The organism is Streptomyces sp. NPDC057617 (assembly GCF_042800555.1).
Classification (GTDB): domain Bacteria; phylum Actinomycetota; class Actinomycetes; order Streptomycetales; family Streptomycetaceae; genus Streptomyces.
In genome coordinates this window covers 1187069-1199976 of sequence record NZ_JBHVGV010000001.1, presented here as the reverse complement: position 1 = coordinate 1199976, position 12908 = coordinate 1187069, and the positions used below count along the sequence as shown (strand labels likewise).

Genomic DNA, 12908 nt, shown 5'->3' with positions numbered 1-12908 from the left:
GCCGTCTCTTGTCGGGCGGGGCCGGCGGTTCGGCGAGGCCTGGTCAGCGGACGACGTCGAGGACGTTCATCTGCAGGCCGTTGGCGTATACGGCGTGTTCGACCAGCTTCAGCTTCTGGGTGTCCTTGTCGCTGGCGGGGAACAGGCGCTTGCCCGCGCCGAGCAGCAGCGGGAAGACGAGCAGGTGGTAGCGGTCGATCAGGCCGGCGTCGGTGAGGCTGTGGTTGAGGGCGACGCTGCCGTGGACGATGATCGGGCCTCCGTCGGTCTCCTTGAGGGCGGCGACCTCGTCGAGGGAGCGCAGGATGGTGGTCTCGCCCCAGTTCGATACGAGCTTGTCCTCGGTGAGGGTGGTGGAGACGACGTACTTCGGCATGGTCTTGTAGCGGGCGAACTCGCCCATGTCCGGCCATACCGGGCTGAACGCCTCGTAGCTGGCCCGGCCCATCAGGATCGCGGTCGACTCCTCCTGCTCCCGCCCCTTGATGTCGAACGCCTCGGGGAGGAACTCGATGTCCTTGAAGGTCCATCCGGAGTTGCGGTAGCCGGGTTCGCCGCCCGGGCCTTCGACGACGCCGTCGAGCGAGATGAAGGCGGTGCTGATCAGGGTACGCATGGTGGTTTCCTCAGGTTTCTGATGTGCGGTTTTCTGTGCGGGTTTCCGTGTGGTCTGCGATTGCTCGCCGCCGCTTCGGCTCATGTCCGAGGCGGATCACAGCGACGTCCAGCACCGCTCCAGAATCCATCCGACAAATAAAATTGTCAAGGCGAGAAAAGTCGTCGGCGGGGCGCCGTCAGGTGATGTGCCGCAGCAGCGCGGCGACCGCCGGGGGTGCCTCGCCGGGGGGCCGTACCACCATGACCTTCCAGTTCGGCGCGTGCCGTTCGAACCGGTGCTGGGGCAGATCGGGGAAGCGGTCCGCGATCGACTTGGGCATGATGCAGACTCCCAGGTCGTTGCGGACCAGTTCGGATGCCGCGACGATGTCGTTGACCTCGAACGTCGTGCTGCGGTCGACGCCCGCGGCGCGGAAGGCCCGGTCGACCGCGTAGCGGATCGCCCAGCCGGGTGTGAAGTCGACCAGCGGCAGATGGGCGATGTCGTCGAGCCGTACCTCACCGTTCGGCGTCGTCGCGGCGAGCACCCGCCGGGGCGACGTCACCAGCACCATGTCCTCGCGGGACAGCAGCCTGGTCACCAGCCCGCGCTGCTGCTGGCGGTCGAGCGCCACCACGGCCAAGTCCACCGTGCCCTCGCGCAGCGCCTGCCGGATGTCGGCGACCGCCGCCTGCCGCAGATGTACGACCACTCCCGGATGCTCGGCCCGTAGCGCGGCGAGCGCGTGGTGGAGCCCGGCCCATACCCCTTGCATCGTGCCGACCGTCACCCGTCCGCGCAGCTGTCCCTGTACGGCGTCGACGGCCTCCCGTGCCAGTTCCGCGGCCCGGAGCGCGGTGCGTGCGGCGGGTACGAACGCCTCTCCGGCCGGGGTCAGCGCGAAGCGGTGTGTGGTGCGCTCGAACAGCGGGGTGCCCAATTCCCGTTCGAGGGCCCGGACCGTGCTCGACACGGCGGACTGGACCACATGCAGCCGCCTCGCCGCTGCCGTGAAACCGCCCGCGTCCGCAACCGAGACGACGACCTCCATCTGCCGCAGATCCACATCCGCTCCCGGTCCAGTAGCGCTCCGTCCACTGCGAAGGCGACGGTGCGAAGGCGACGGTCCTCGGTCCTCGCCGCATCGTATGCGGAAGGCGGGGCGGTATCGGTGAAGGCTCCTCAGGCCGGGGGAGCCGGTACGAAGTTGGGGCCGCTGGTGCGGAAATCCTCCTTGCGGCCGGCGACATACTCTTCGACCGTCAGGGGAGCGCGCCCGCCGATGTCCTGGATGACATCGTTCGTGCCGGCGAAGATTCCCTGCTGATAGTCGACCGCCACATTGCTCAGATGCTGGACCAGATGGGCGGACCGCCCACGGGCGGTCATCGCGGCTGCGAATTCTTCGACGCTGATGGGCTCGTAATGGACCGGAATGCCCAGACCCCTGGACATGGCTTCCGCGATCTCGTAATGATCCATCTCCACCGGCCCGTGCAGGGTGTAGGTCTTGCGGTTGTGCGGCTCCGGATCGGCCAGCACCGCCGCGATCACACGCGCCTGGTCGGTCTCCGCGACGGGCGCATGACGCCCGCGCCCGAACGGCAGCCGCAGCACGCCCTCGCCGTCCCTGTATTCCCACCAGTCCCTGAGCCACGCGGCGAAGAACGTGGGGCGCAGGTGGGTCGTGAGCATGTCCGTCCGGTCCAGCAGCCGCTCACCGAGCCAGTGCCCGCGTGCGGCGTTGCTCTTCGCTTCCCGCCTGGCGGAGATCTGGGACATGTTCACGACGGACCGGACGTCCGCATCGACCGCCGCCTGTGCGAAGACCGTGGTCGCCTCCAGCAGTCCGTCGCGGATCGGATAGCAGAAGTAGGCCCCGCTCACCCCGTGCACGGCGCGGCTCATGTCGTCGAGATCGAGGAGATCTCCGACGACGGTTTCCGCGCCCGCCGCGGCCAGGGCCTTCGCCCGGTCGTCGTCCTGCCGGACCAGCGCGCGGACCTTGTGACCGCGCTCCAGGAGCAGTTCGGCGGCGGCGCGTCCCGTCTTGCCGGCCGCGCCCGTGATCAGGAACACTCGTCGGTCATTCACCATGTGGACCTCCGTGGTATCAGTTGCCGGCTGCGCTCGCACGGCCGGTGTTCACCGACGGCGCGGGCGGCCGACGGACACCGAACCGAAGCGGTGTCCGGCTACCAGTTGATCTCAGTCGTCAGGAAGGGCTCGCTCTCCGGAGCCTCTTTGCGTGCCCGCAGGACCCGTTCGGCGGGTGCACCGACCGGCACGCGCAGCGGAGGTTCGGGCTGCTCGATCGTGTCGGCCACCACGGTGGCCACATCCTCCGGGGTGACGGACTCGCCGCGCAGGGCGCCGAGTGCCTCGTACAGCGGGGTGTAAGGGTCGTTCTCCCGCAGGAACACCTTGGCGCGCTCACCGCCACCCGAGGAGACCGCACCGGGCTGCACGACGCTCACCTTGATTCCGAAGTGCCCCGTCTCGATGGCGAGCGTCTCGGCGAGCGCTTCCAGCGCCCATTTGCTGGCGCCGTAAGGGCCGATCATCGGCAGCACCATGCGCCCCTGGATACTGGAGAGGAAGACGAGGCGGCCCGCTCCCCTTTCCCGCATCGCCGGAAGTACGCCCTGTGCCACCCGCAGCGCACCCAGGGTGTTGATCTGGTAGAGCCGTTCGACCTCCGTGAGCGGGACGCTCTCCAGGGGCGCGCGTATGGTCTCGCCGGCGTTGCTGACCAGTACGTCGATTTCGCCCGCGTCCTTCATGGCCTGGTCGACGCTTTCCTGAACTGTGACATCGAGGCGCAGGCGCTGGTCGACGGGGAGTTCGGCCAGTGCCTCCGGATGGCGTGCGGTGGCGATCACCCGGTGGCCCCGGCGTGACAGTTCGATGGCGATGGCCCGGCCGATGCCTTTGGACGCGCCGGTGATGAGTACGGACGACATGTGGGACCTCCTCGCGCCTCATGTCGGCTCGGTCGTGTGACCTGCCTGGCGCGGTGGACAGGGGCCAGGACTGACTGACCCGTACGAGAAGCTTGCCTCCTTGGCGCCGGATACGGCTCAGGCGGCGGCCCTGTCGCCGATGACGTTTCCCCTCATGAGCCACGTCGGGCCTTCGGCGTAGGCGCCGGCTTCGGCGAAGAACTCGGCGAAGTAGGGGCCGCCGGCGTGAGCGTTGAACGCGTCGGCGTCCGCGTAGACCTCGTTCAGATAGAGGAGATCCGGGTTCTCCTCGTCCGAGATGACCTCGAACCGGTGGGAGCCGGGCTCGTTCGCGAGGGACTCCCGCGCGGTCTTCTTGGCCGCCCGGACGAAGTCGTCGCGATGCTCCGGCCGGACGGTGAAGGAAACGAGAAATTGGTACATGGGGCATCCTCTCAAGCTCCACGCAACGCCAGTTCGCTGACTGAACTGCTCCTGCTCGACACCGTAACATGCGTCAGTTCAGTGAATGAACTGGCGCTGGTAGGATCCGGGCATGACCCTCCCCAACACTTACGCGGACCGGAACTGTCCGCTCGCCCGGACCCTGGAGGTCGTCGGAGAGCGGTGGACGCTCCTGATCATCCGCGACGCGTTCTACGGGGTACGCCGGTTCGGGGACTTCGCCACCCAGCTCGGGATCCCGCGCGCCGTTCTGACCAGCCGGCTGAAGTCCCTTGTGCAGGAAGGCGTGCTCGCCCGTGACGACGGCGCGGCGGCAGGCGTCGAGTACCGGCTGACCGCCAAGGGCATCGCACTGTGGCCGGTCGTGCGCGCTCTGATGAACTGGGGGGAGGACTTCTACTCCCCTGCCGGAACGAAGCGCGTCCTCCGCCACGACCAGGACGGAGGTCGGCTCGACCATGAGGGGCGCTGCCAGGACTGCGGTCTGGTTGTCCCGGTCCCGGAGATCCGTATCGAACCCGGACCCGGCTTCGATACGACGGACTCCGACCGCGACCCCGTGTCCAGCGCGATCAACACACCACGACGACTTCTCGATCCGCTCCCGGTCGGCGGATCGCCGCGCCGGACAGGGGCCCCGGCGGCCCAGTGACCGCCGGGGGTTTGCCGGCCGCGGCTGCGACGACCTCGGACTCCCCGGGGGTACGCCCGTTTACAGGATCGCTGTGTTCGGTTTCGTGTCTGCCCGGTGTCGGCGTTCGGTGGTCCAGTAGAGCAGCGCGACGAGGGGAAGGGCTGCGCCGAGGCCGGTGACGGCGGTCCAGCCTCCGGCGTGGTAGAAGACGGAGCCGAGCTGGGAGCCGATTGCGCCCCCGACGAAGAACATGGCGATGAAGGCGCTGTTCAGGCGCGCGCGGGCGGCGGGGTCGAGCTGGTAGACGGTGTGCTGGCCGAGGACGAGGGCGGTCTGGACAGCCATGTCGATCAGGACCGCGGCCAGGGCGATCAGGACGATGCTGTGACCGCCGAACCCGGCGAGTGCGAAGGCCAGGGCCGCGACCGCGAACGCGGCACCGGTCATGGGACGTACGAGCCCCCGGTCCGCCCAGCGCCCGGCGAACGGGGCGATGACCGCTCCGGCCGCGCCGACCAGGGCGAAGACGCCGACCCCGATCTCCGAGTAGTGGAAACGGGGACCGGTCAGGACGAAGGACACCGTGGTCCAGAAGGCGCTGAAGGCGCCGAACATCGCTGCCTGGTAGAGGCCGCGGCGCAGCAGCGCCGGGTGGGTGCGAACCAGCCGGACGGTCGAGCGCAGCACGTGGTGGTACGGGATGGTGGTGGTCGGCGCCTGCCGCGGCAGCGCCACGCGCAGGGCCACGGCGAGCAGGGCCATGAGCCCGGCGGAGCCGAGGAAGACGACGCGCCAGTCGGTGAGGTCGGAGACCAGGCTGCTCAGGGTGCGGGAGAGCAGGATGCCGGTGAGCAGGCCGCTCATCACCCGGCCGACGATACGGCCGCGGGCATGGTCGGGGGCGAGGCCGGCGGCAAAGGGCACCAGTATCTGGGCGACGACCGAGGTGGCGCCGCTGACCAGCGACGCGATCAGCAGCATGGGGAAGCTGGTGGCGAGTCCCGCCGCCACGAGGGCGAGGGTCGTGATCGCCAGTAGGACCGCGATCAGGTTGCGCTTCTCCAGCCGGTCGCCGAGCGGGACCAGGAAGAGCATGCCGATCACATAGCCGACCTGGGTGAGTGTGATCAGTGCGCCGGTGGTGGCCGTGCTGGTGTGGAAGACACCGCTCAGCGAGGACAACAGGGGCTGCGCGTAGTACAGGTTGGCGACCGTCATTCCGGTGGCGACGGCCAGGAGCGCGACCAGCCATCCCGGCACGCCGTGCGGGGCCTCGGCGGTCGCGGGCCGGCGCGGACTCCGGACGTCGGGTGATGCGGACATGTGCACCTTCTTGGCGGGGAGAGCCGGTGGACCGGCTCGGACGGAAGCGCTGTGCGGTGGCCGGCAGTTTCTTCGGTGCCGTCACGCAGGTGTAAGCGTCGGTCCGCCCCTCGATGCTTCCTCATCACCCGCGATGGTTCGGGATTTCAGTCATCTCCATCGGAGATGAGCCGGGTGTACGTCCCGTTCGCCGGCGTCGGGGTGTCGTTCCAGCGCCGTCTCAACTGCCGGTCCCCGCCCAGATCTTGCCGCACCGCCTTCTTGACGGCCCACCGGAGCGCGCTCAGACTGTTGGGCGACGGTCACGATTGTCAGCGCTCGCCCGTGCGGAAGTTCCCGCTCGGGTGGGTCATCGGCCCCGGCCCGCTGGCAGGCAACCCTTCCACTGCGACGGGGTGCCCCGGGTGACGACCAGGTCCCGCCCGGTGGGTGGGGCAAGTGCGGTCTCGTTGTCTCGCGAGGCCCGATGGACGGGACGGGACCGGCGGAGATGGCCAGGACATCGCGGAAGAGCAGGAGCGCCTGCCGGACTTTCCGGCCGGTGCCGCTGCCGCGTCCGCGCCTGCTGACCAGGCGCCGCCACATCGATCTGCTGCGGCTCCGCAACGGCTGCTCCCCGGCTTCCTGAGCCGAACCCCTCCGCAATCGCGTTCCCGGGTCCGGGCGTTGTGCGCTGCCGCGCGCCGCCCGGCCCTCCTCCCATACGTACGGCCACCGGCGCCGAAGAAGCCACCGGGGCTCCACCGCAGCCATGGAGAGAGCCATGTCCGAGACCTTTGCCATGTCCGAGACCGCTGCCATGTCCGAGACCTTTGCGCAGACGTCCTTCCCGGCGGCGCTTCGCACCCCCCGCCCCGGCACGCCCGTGCGTTTCCGCGAGCGTATCGGCGCCGATCTGGGCGGTGGTTACTACCCGGCGGCGCACCGCTACCACCTGTATCTCTCGCTGGGCTGTCCGGGCTCGATGCGTATCTCGATCACTCTCGGCCTGCTCGGACTCAAGAACTCCGTCGGCACCACGCTCCTGCCCTCGCCGCCCGGCGCCCGCGACGCGCTCGCCGCGCTCCGTACGGCGTACGCGACCACCCGGCATCACTACGACGGTCCGCCGGCCGTGCCCGCGCTGTGCGACCTGTGGAGCGGGCGGGTCGTGAACAACCACACCCCCGACATCCTCGACGACCTCGCCCTCCGCTTCACCGACCAGGACAGCGCCGGTCTGCCCTGTCTGCGGCCCGCCGCCCTGGCCGCCGACATCGACGGCGTCCGTGAACTCCTCGGCGAGGACCCGGCCCCGGACCCGGCGCTGGAACTCCTGGAGCGTCAACTGGCCTCGCATCCTTATGTGTTGGGGGACACGCTCACGGCCGCGGATGTGGATCTGTGGGTGGCGCTCGTCCACCTGGACGCCGAAGCCCTGCGGCGCGTCGCCGCCGGTGACCGCCTCTGGTCGTACGTACGGCGGCTGGGCGCCCACCCGGCCTTCCACGGATTTCCGTGTACGGAGGGAGGTCGGGAACGCACGGAGGGAAATACGGAGGGAAATGGCGAACGTAGGGAGGGGGAGCGGGAATACAGCGGTGAGGATCTGTGTTCTTCGGAGAAGGACAAGGACTGTGCCGGGGACCAGAGCCGCGTCACGGTGCCGGTGGATCAGGAGTGCCGGCCTCAGGCCCTGGCTTGTTAGCGCGAGCCCGGGACGGCGCGGGCCGACCGGGATGGAGGTGACGGCAGTGCGGGGAGCCCCTCAGCGGCCCATGGTCACCACCGCCATGTACTCGCGGCGCCACATCGATCTCCAGCGCGTCGCCGCCGCGCTCTGTCCGGCGTACGAGTCCGTCGCCGCGCGGCACCGGGCCGCTTAGGCATTTCGCGCACCTGGCCCTCGCTGCTTGGCGCTCTTTGCCCGGCCCTCCTTTCTCTCTGTTTCGCTGACTCTCCACCTTCGACTCTCCACCTTCGCCCGGCTCTCCACCCCGACCGAGCACGGGCGCGGACGTCTTTCGGCATGCTCACAGGAAGCGGTGGCCCCATGCCCCGAGCATCACACGCACCCCTCCACCTGGCCGTCGCCCTCGACGGCGCCGGCTGGCATCCCGCGGCCTGGCGGGAGCCCGGCGCCCGGCCCGGTGAACTGTTCACCGGGCGGTACTGGACCGACCTGGTCACCGAGGCCGAGCGGGGTCTCCTGGACTTCGTGACCATCGACGACTCGCTGAGCCTCCAGACCTCCCGGTACGTCGAGCCGGACGAGCGCACCGATCAGGTACGGGGCCGGCTGGACGCGGTACTCATCGCCGCCCGGGTGGCGCCGCTGACCCGGAACATCGGGGTGATCCCGACCGCCGTCGTCACCCACACCGAGCCCTTCCACCTTTCGAAGGCGATCGCCACCCTGGATTATGTGAGTACCGGACGGGCCGGAATCCAGGTCAGGGTGTCCGGACGCGTCGACGAGGCCGCGCACTTCGGCCGCCGTACGGTGCCGGGCCTGCGGATCGAGGACCTGGCCACGGCAGCGGGGCAGCCGGCGGCGGGACAACCGGCATCTGGACGGTCAGCAGCGGAACGGCCCTGGGTGAAGGAGCTGTTCGACGAAGCCGCCGACTACGTCGAGGTGCTGCGCCGGCTCTGGGACAGCTGGGAGGACGACGCGGAGATCCGCGATGTCGCCACCGGCCGCTTCATCGACCGCGACAAGCTGCACTACATCGACTTCGAGGGCGCGCACTTCAGCGTGAAGGGCCCCTCGATCACCCCGCGCCCGCCCCAGGGACAGCCGCTCGTCGCCGCGCTCGCGCACGCGACCGTCCCGTACGAACTGGTCGCCCGCTCGGCCGACATCGGATTCGTCACCCCGGGCGACGCCGATGACGCCCGGGCCGTCCTGGCCGAGATCCGCGCGGCACAGGCCTCCGCCGGCCGCGCCGACGAGACCGTGCACGTCTTCGGCGACCTGGTGGTCTTCCTCGACGACGACCCCGGCGCCGCTGCGGACCGCAAGGCCCGCCTCGACGAACGTGCAGGCGCCGAGTACAGCAGCGACGCCCGTGTGTTCACCGGGTCGCCCGCTCAACTCGCCGACCTGCTGGAGGAGTTGCGGGATGCCGGACTGACCGGCTTCCGGCTGCGGCCCGCGGCCCTTCCGTACGACCTGGAGCAGATCACCCGCCACCTGGTGCCCGAACTCCAGCGCCGTGGCGCCTTCCGTACCGCGTACGGGGCGAGCACCCTGCGCGGGCTGCTCGGACTGCCCCGCCCCGCCAACCGCTACGCCGTCGCCTGAGCCGGAAGGACCGTACGAGAAATGAGCAAGTCCGCCATCCCGCCGAAGTCCGCCGCGCCGCTGAACCCCGCCACGCCGCTGAAGCAGATCCACCTCGCCGCGCATTTCCCCGGTGTCAACAACACCACCGTATGGAGCGACCCCGAGGCGGGCAGCCACGTCGAGTTCAGCTCGTTCGTACACTTCGCGCGGACCGCCGAGCGCGCCAAGTTCGACTTCCTCTTTCTCGCGGAGGGCCTGCGGCTGCGCGAACAGGGCGGCCGGATCTACGACTTGGACGTCGTCGGGCGGCCCGACACCTTCACCGTCCTGACCGCGCTCGCTGCCGTCACCGAACGCCTCGGCCTGACCGGCACGATCAACTCGACCTTCAACGAGCCGTACGAGGTGGCCCGCCAGTTCGCCAGCCTCGACCACCTGTCGGACGGGCGCGCCGCCTGGAACGTCGTCACCTCGTGGGACGCCTTCACCGGCGAGAACTTCCGCCGCGGCGGCTTCCTGCCGCAGAACGAGCGCTACTCGCGGGCGAAGGAATTCCTGGCCACCGCCATCGAGTTGTTCGACTCCTGGCATGGCGACGAGATAGCCGCCGACAAGGAGTCCGGCATCTTCCTGCGGGACGCGCGGGCCGGAGCCTTCGTGCACAAGGGGCAGCACTTCGACATCGCCGGACAGTTCAATGTCCCGCGCAGCCCGCAGGGACGCCCGGTCATCTTCCAGGCCGGCGACTCCGAGGAAGGACGCGAGTTCGCGGCGGCCGGCGCGGACGCGATCTTCAGCCGCTACAGCACCCTCAAGGAAGGGCGGGCGTTCTACACGGACGTCAAGAGCCGCCTCGCCCGCCACGGCCGTACCCACGACCAGTTGCTGATCCTGCCCGCCGCGACCTTCGTGCTCGGCGACACGGACGCCGAGGCGGAGGAGCTGGCCCGCGAAGTGCGCCGGCAGCAGGTCAGCGGGGCCACCGCGATCAAGCACCTGGAATTCGTCTGGAACCGCGATCTGTCCGCGTACGACCCGGAGGGCCCGCTTCCCGACATCGAACCGGACCTCGGCGAGCACACCATCGCCCGCGGCCGCGCCCAGGTGCGGATGTACCGCGACCCGCTGGCCACTGCCCGGGAGTGGCGGGAGCTGGCGGCCGCCAACAAGTGGTCGATCCGGGATCTGGTCATCGAGACCGGCAACCGCCAGTCCTTCGTCGGCTCCCCGGCCACGGTCGCCGAGACCATCAACTCCTTCGTGCAGACCGACGCGGCCGACGGGTTCATCCTCGTCCCGCACATCACCCCCGGCGGTCTTGACGTCTTCGCCGACACCGTGGTCCCGCTGCTCCAGGAGCGCGGTGTGTTCCGCACGGAGTACGAGGGCACCACCCTGCGGGACCACCTCGGCCTCGCCCACCCCGACGCCGGTGCCGGCGCCGACACCGAGGCCGGTGCCCCGGCCGGGCGGGTGGCTTCGTGAAGTTCCTGGCCATCACCTTGATCGTGCACGCCCCGGATCCCGTGACCGGCGTGCAGAAGTCCACCCAGGACCGCTTCCGGGAGGTGATCGACAACGCCCTGCTCGCCGAGGAGCTGGGCTTCGACGGCTTCGGTGTCGGCGAGCGCCACGAGCGGCCGTTCATCTCGTCCTCGCCGACAGTGGTGCTCAGCCACCTCGCCGCCCTCACCGAGCGGATCCGGCTGTTCACCGCCGTGACGACGCTGAGCCTGCTCGACCCGGTGCGGGCGTACGAGGACTACGCGACCCTCGACCACCTCTCCCGGGGCCGGCTCGAACTGATCATCGGCAAGGGCAACGGCGCGGCCCAGCGCGAGCTGTTCCAGGTCACCGCCGAGGACCAGTGGGACCGTAACGCCGAGTCGTACGAGCTGTTCCGCCGGATCTGGCGGCAGGACAAGGTGACGTACGCGGCACGCTTCCGCCCGGAGCTGACGGAGGCCGAGGTCTGGCCCCGGCCGTTCCAGCGGCCGGTCCGGGTCTGGCACGGCAGCGCCACCAGCCGGGAGTCGGTGGACCTGGCCGCTCGCTACGGCGACCCGCTCTTCTCGGCCAATGTCACCCATCCGATGGAGCCGTACGCCGAACTCGTCCGCCACTACCGGGAGCGCTGGGAGCACTACGGCCACGACCCGGCTCGGGCCGTGGTGGGCGCGGGCACGGCCGGTTACTACGCCGCCCGCACCTCGCAGGAGGCCCTGGCGGCGTACCGGCCGGTCTTCGAGGGCCGACTGGCCTTCCAGAAGAAGCTCGGTCTGGAACCGGTCTTCGACACCCTGGACGATTTCGTCGAGCGCAGCTCCGCCCTGATCGGCAGCCCGCAGCAGGTGATCGAGAAGGTGCACCGCTACCACGCGCGGTTCGGCCACAGCGTGCTGCACCTCCAGGCGGACGCCGGCGGCCTCACCGACGCCCAGCACCGCGACAGCCTGGAGCTGTTCCAGTCCGACATCGCGCCCACGCTGCGCCGTGAGATCCCCGACCCGCCGTTCGCCTGGGGCCCGGTCGCGCCCGCCGCGGCCACTGACCCCGGCGTGGCCCACTGACAAGGAGAACCGCCGTGGCCGACATCCCCCTGGCAGCAGGAGAACGCCCCCGGTTCCGTCGCCCGTAACGCGCGCCACCACCGACAAGGAGTCGACATGACGATCCAGCACACCGACACGCGCACCGACCGTACGGACTTCGTCCGGCAGTGGGAGGAGTGGCACGCCCAGCACGAAAAGAACCTGGCGGATCCGCACGGCTTCCTCGCCGTCACCAGCCTGCGGTGGCTCGACGGTGAGCCGGCCCGGTTCCCTGACGCGCCCGGAGCGTGGTCCAGCACCGACGACGGTGTGACGGTCCAGCTGGACGAGGGCGAGGAACTCACCGTCCAGGGCACCGTGGTGACCGGCCGGTACCACTTCGGGGTCATCGAGGAGCGGGCAAGCCTGCTGGCCACGGCGGGCGACGCCGTGATCGAGGTCGCCAAGCGCGGCGGCCACGACATCCTGCGCCCACGCCACCCCGACAACAAACTGCTGCTCGACTACACCCACACCCCTGCCTACGCCCCCGACCCCCGCTGGGCACTGACCGGCCGCTACGTCCCGTTCGACGCTCCCCGCGCCGTGACCGTCGGAGCCGCGGTCGAGGGGCTCCAGCACGTCTACGACGCCCCCGGGCAGGTCGAGTTCGCGCTGGACGGCCGTACGTACCGGCTCACCGCCTTCAACGGCATGCGGCCCGGCAGCCTCCTGGTCCTGTTCACCGACGCCACCTCAGGCGTCACGACCTACGCGGCCAACCGCAGCGTCTCCATCCCCCAGCCCGACGACCAGGGCACGGTGGTCATCGACTTCAACCGCGCCACCAACCTGCCCTGTGCCTTCACCGACCTGGCAACCTGCCCGCTGCCGCCGGCCGAGAACAAGTTGCCGGTCGCCGTCGAGGCCGGCGAGAAGATCCCGTACGAGCGCACCGGCGGCAGCCCCCGGGGGTGATGTCCCCGGCCCTCACGGAGTTCCGCACCTGGCGCGGCGCGTAGCCGACAGCCAGGACGCGGGCCGTGGTGTTGCCAGTGGGCGGAAACAGCAACACCGCCAACCCCAGCAAGGTCTGGCCGCGGTGGCGGGGCCGGAACCAGGATTGGGGGTGTGGTGGGTGGGCGGG

13 protein-coding genes and 1 riboswitch are annotated in these 12908 nt (G+C 70.0%); of the genes, 7 read left to right on the top strand and 6 right to left on the bottom strand.

Going from position 1 to position 12908, the window contains the following annotated elements:
* Window positions 1–43: 43 nt before the first annotated feature.
* The 5 genes from ACFU9P_RS05200 to ACFU9P_RS05180 form a co-directional block, all read right to left on the bottom strand.
* Window positions 44–616, bottom strand: coding sequence for a dihydrofolate reductase family protein (locus tag ACFU9P_RS05200; protein ID WP_384077847.1), 573 nt, complete (start codon window positions 614–616; stop codon window positions 44–46).
* Window positions 617–794: 178 nt separating this feature from the next.
* Complete coding sequence (locus ACFU9P_RS05195; protein ID WP_376379386.1) at window positions 795–1664, bottom strand: LysR family transcriptional regulator; 870 nt, start codon at window positions 1662–1664, stop codon at window positions 795–797.
* 116 nt (window positions 1665–1780) lie between these two features.
* Window positions 1781–2695, bottom strand: coding sequence for an NmrA family NAD(P)-binding protein (locus ACFU9P_RS05190; protein ID WP_384077846.1), 915 nt, complete (start codon window positions 2693–2695; stop codon window positions 1781–1783).
* A 98-nt stretch (window positions 2696–2793) separates the two neighbouring features.
* Window positions 2794–3561, bottom strand: coding sequence for an SDR family oxidoreductase (locus ACFU9P_RS05185; RefSeq protein WP_384077845.1), 768 nt, complete (start codon window positions 3559–3561; stop codon window positions 2794–2796).
* A gap of 117 nt (window positions 3562–3678) precedes the next feature.
* Window positions 3679–3984, bottom strand: a complete 306-nt coding sequence (locus ACFU9P_RS05180; protein WP_384077844.1) for a putative quinol monooxygenase — start codon at window positions 3982–3984, stop codon at window positions 3679–3681.
* Between the two features lie 112 nt (window positions 3985–4096).
* Here ACFU9P_RS05180 and ACFU9P_RS05175 point away from each other — a divergent pair, with 112 nt between their 5' ends.
* Window positions 4097–4657, top strand: a complete 561-nt coding sequence (locus tag ACFU9P_RS05175) for a winged helix-turn-helix transcriptional regulator (RefSeq protein ID WP_376379374.1) — start codon at window positions 4097–4099, stop codon at window positions 4655–4657.
* 60 nt (window positions 4658–4717) lie between these two features.
* Here the strand turns inward: ACFU9P_RS05175 and ACFU9P_RS05170 are convergent, their stop codons facing one another.
* Window positions 4718–5899, bottom strand: a complete 1182-nt coding sequence (locus ACFU9P_RS05170; RefSeq protein ID WP_384077930.1) for an MFS transporter — start codon at window positions 5897–5899, stop codon at window positions 4718–4720.
* A 363-nt stretch (window positions 5900–6262) separates the two neighbouring features.
* A riboswitch (SAM riboswitch) is annotated at window positions 6263–6409 on the top strand.
* Between the two features lie 316 nt (window positions 6410–6725).
* Between ACFU9P_RS05170 and ACFU9P_RS05165 the strand changes: the two genes are divergently transcribed.
* The 6 genes from ACFU9P_RS05165 (at window position 6726) to ACFU9P_RS05140 (ending at window position 12739) form a co-directional block, all read left to right on the top strand.
* The gene (locus ACFU9P_RS05165; RefSeq protein WP_384077843.1) at window positions 6726–7649 is read left to right on the top strand and encodes a glutathione S-transferase C-terminal domain-containing protein; all 924 of its coding nucleotides are present in this window, start codon (window positions 6726–6728) and stop codon (window positions 7647–7649) included.
* Between the two features lie 46 nt (window positions 7650–7695).
* Window positions 7696–7827 carry a putative leader peptide gene (locus ACFU9P_RS05160; protein ID WP_384077842.1) on the top strand — a complete coding sequence of 44 codons (132 nt, stop codon included), beginning with the start codon at window positions 7696–7698 and terminating at the stop codon, window positions 7825–7827.
* A gap of 167 nt (window positions 7828–7994) precedes the next feature.
* Complete coding sequence (locus ACFU9P_RS05155) at window positions 7995–9248, top strand: LLM class flavin-dependent oxidoreductase (RefSeq protein ID WP_384077841.1); 1254 nt, start codon at window positions 7995–7997, stop codon at window positions 9246–9248.
* Between the two features lie 21 nt (window positions 9249–9269).
* On the top strand, window positions 9270–10715 hold the full coding sequence (locus tag ACFU9P_RS05150; protein ID WP_376379363.1) for an NtaA/DmoA family FMN-dependent monooxygenase: 1446 nt from the start codon (window positions 9270–9272) through the stop codon (window positions 10713–10715).
* The gene (locus ACFU9P_RS05145) at window positions 10712–11800 is read left to right on the top strand and encodes an LLM class flavin-dependent oxidoreductase (RefSeq protein WP_376379360.1); all 1089 of its coding nucleotides are present in this window, start codon (window positions 10712–10714) and stop codon (window positions 11798–11800) included. The genes ACFU9P_RS05150 and ACFU9P_RS05145 overlap by 4 nt, the downstream gene beginning before the upstream one ends.
* Window positions 11801–11896: 96 nt before the next feature.
* Entirely contained in the window at window positions 11897–12739 is an 843-nt protein-coding gene (locus tag ACFU9P_RS05140) for a DUF1684 domain-containing protein (RefSeq protein WP_376379357.1), read from the top strand.
* The last annotated feature ends 169 nt before the right edge of the window (window positions 12740–12908 follow it).

Excerpts from the sequence above, each read along its gene's own strand:
- ACFU9P_RS05180 (WP_384077844.1), bottom strand. The coding sequence starts at position 3,984 with ATGTACCAATTTCTCGTTTCCTTCACCGTCCGGCCGGAGCATCGCGAC.
- ACFU9P_RS05175 (WP_376379374.1), top strand. The coding sequence starts at position 4,097 with ATGACCCTCCCCAACACTTACGCGGACCGGAACTGTCCGCTCGCCCGG.
- ACFU9P_RS05165 (WP_384077843.1), top strand. The coding sequence starts at position 6,726 with ATGTCCGAGACCTTTGCCATGTCCGAGACCGCTGCCATGTCCGAGACC.
- ACFU9P_RS05155 (WP_384077841.1), top strand. The coding sequence starts at position 7,995 with ATGCCCCGAGCATCACACGCACCCCTCCACCTGGCCGTCGCCCTCGAC.
- ACFU9P_RS05185 (WP_384077845.1), bottom strand. The coding sequence starts at position 3,561 with ATGTCGTCCGTACTCATCACCGGCGCGTCCAAAGGCATCGGCCGGGCC.
- ACFU9P_RS05150 (WP_376379363.1), top strand. The coding sequence starts at position 9,270 with ATGAGCAAGTCCGCCATCCCGCCGAAGTCCGCCGCGCCGCTGAACCCC.
- ACFU9P_RS05190 (WP_384077846.1), bottom strand. The coding sequence starts at position 2,695 with ATGGTGAATGACCGACGAGTGTTCCTGATCACGGGCGCGGCCGGCAAG.
- ACFU9P_RS05140 (WP_376379357.1), top strand. The coding sequence starts at position 11,897 with ATGACGATCCAGCACACCGACACGCGCACCGACCGTACGGACTTCGTC.
- ACFU9P_RS05200 (WP_384077847.1), bottom strand. The coding sequence starts at position 616 with ATGCGTACCCTGATCAGCACCGCCTTCATCTCGCTCGACGGCGTCGTC.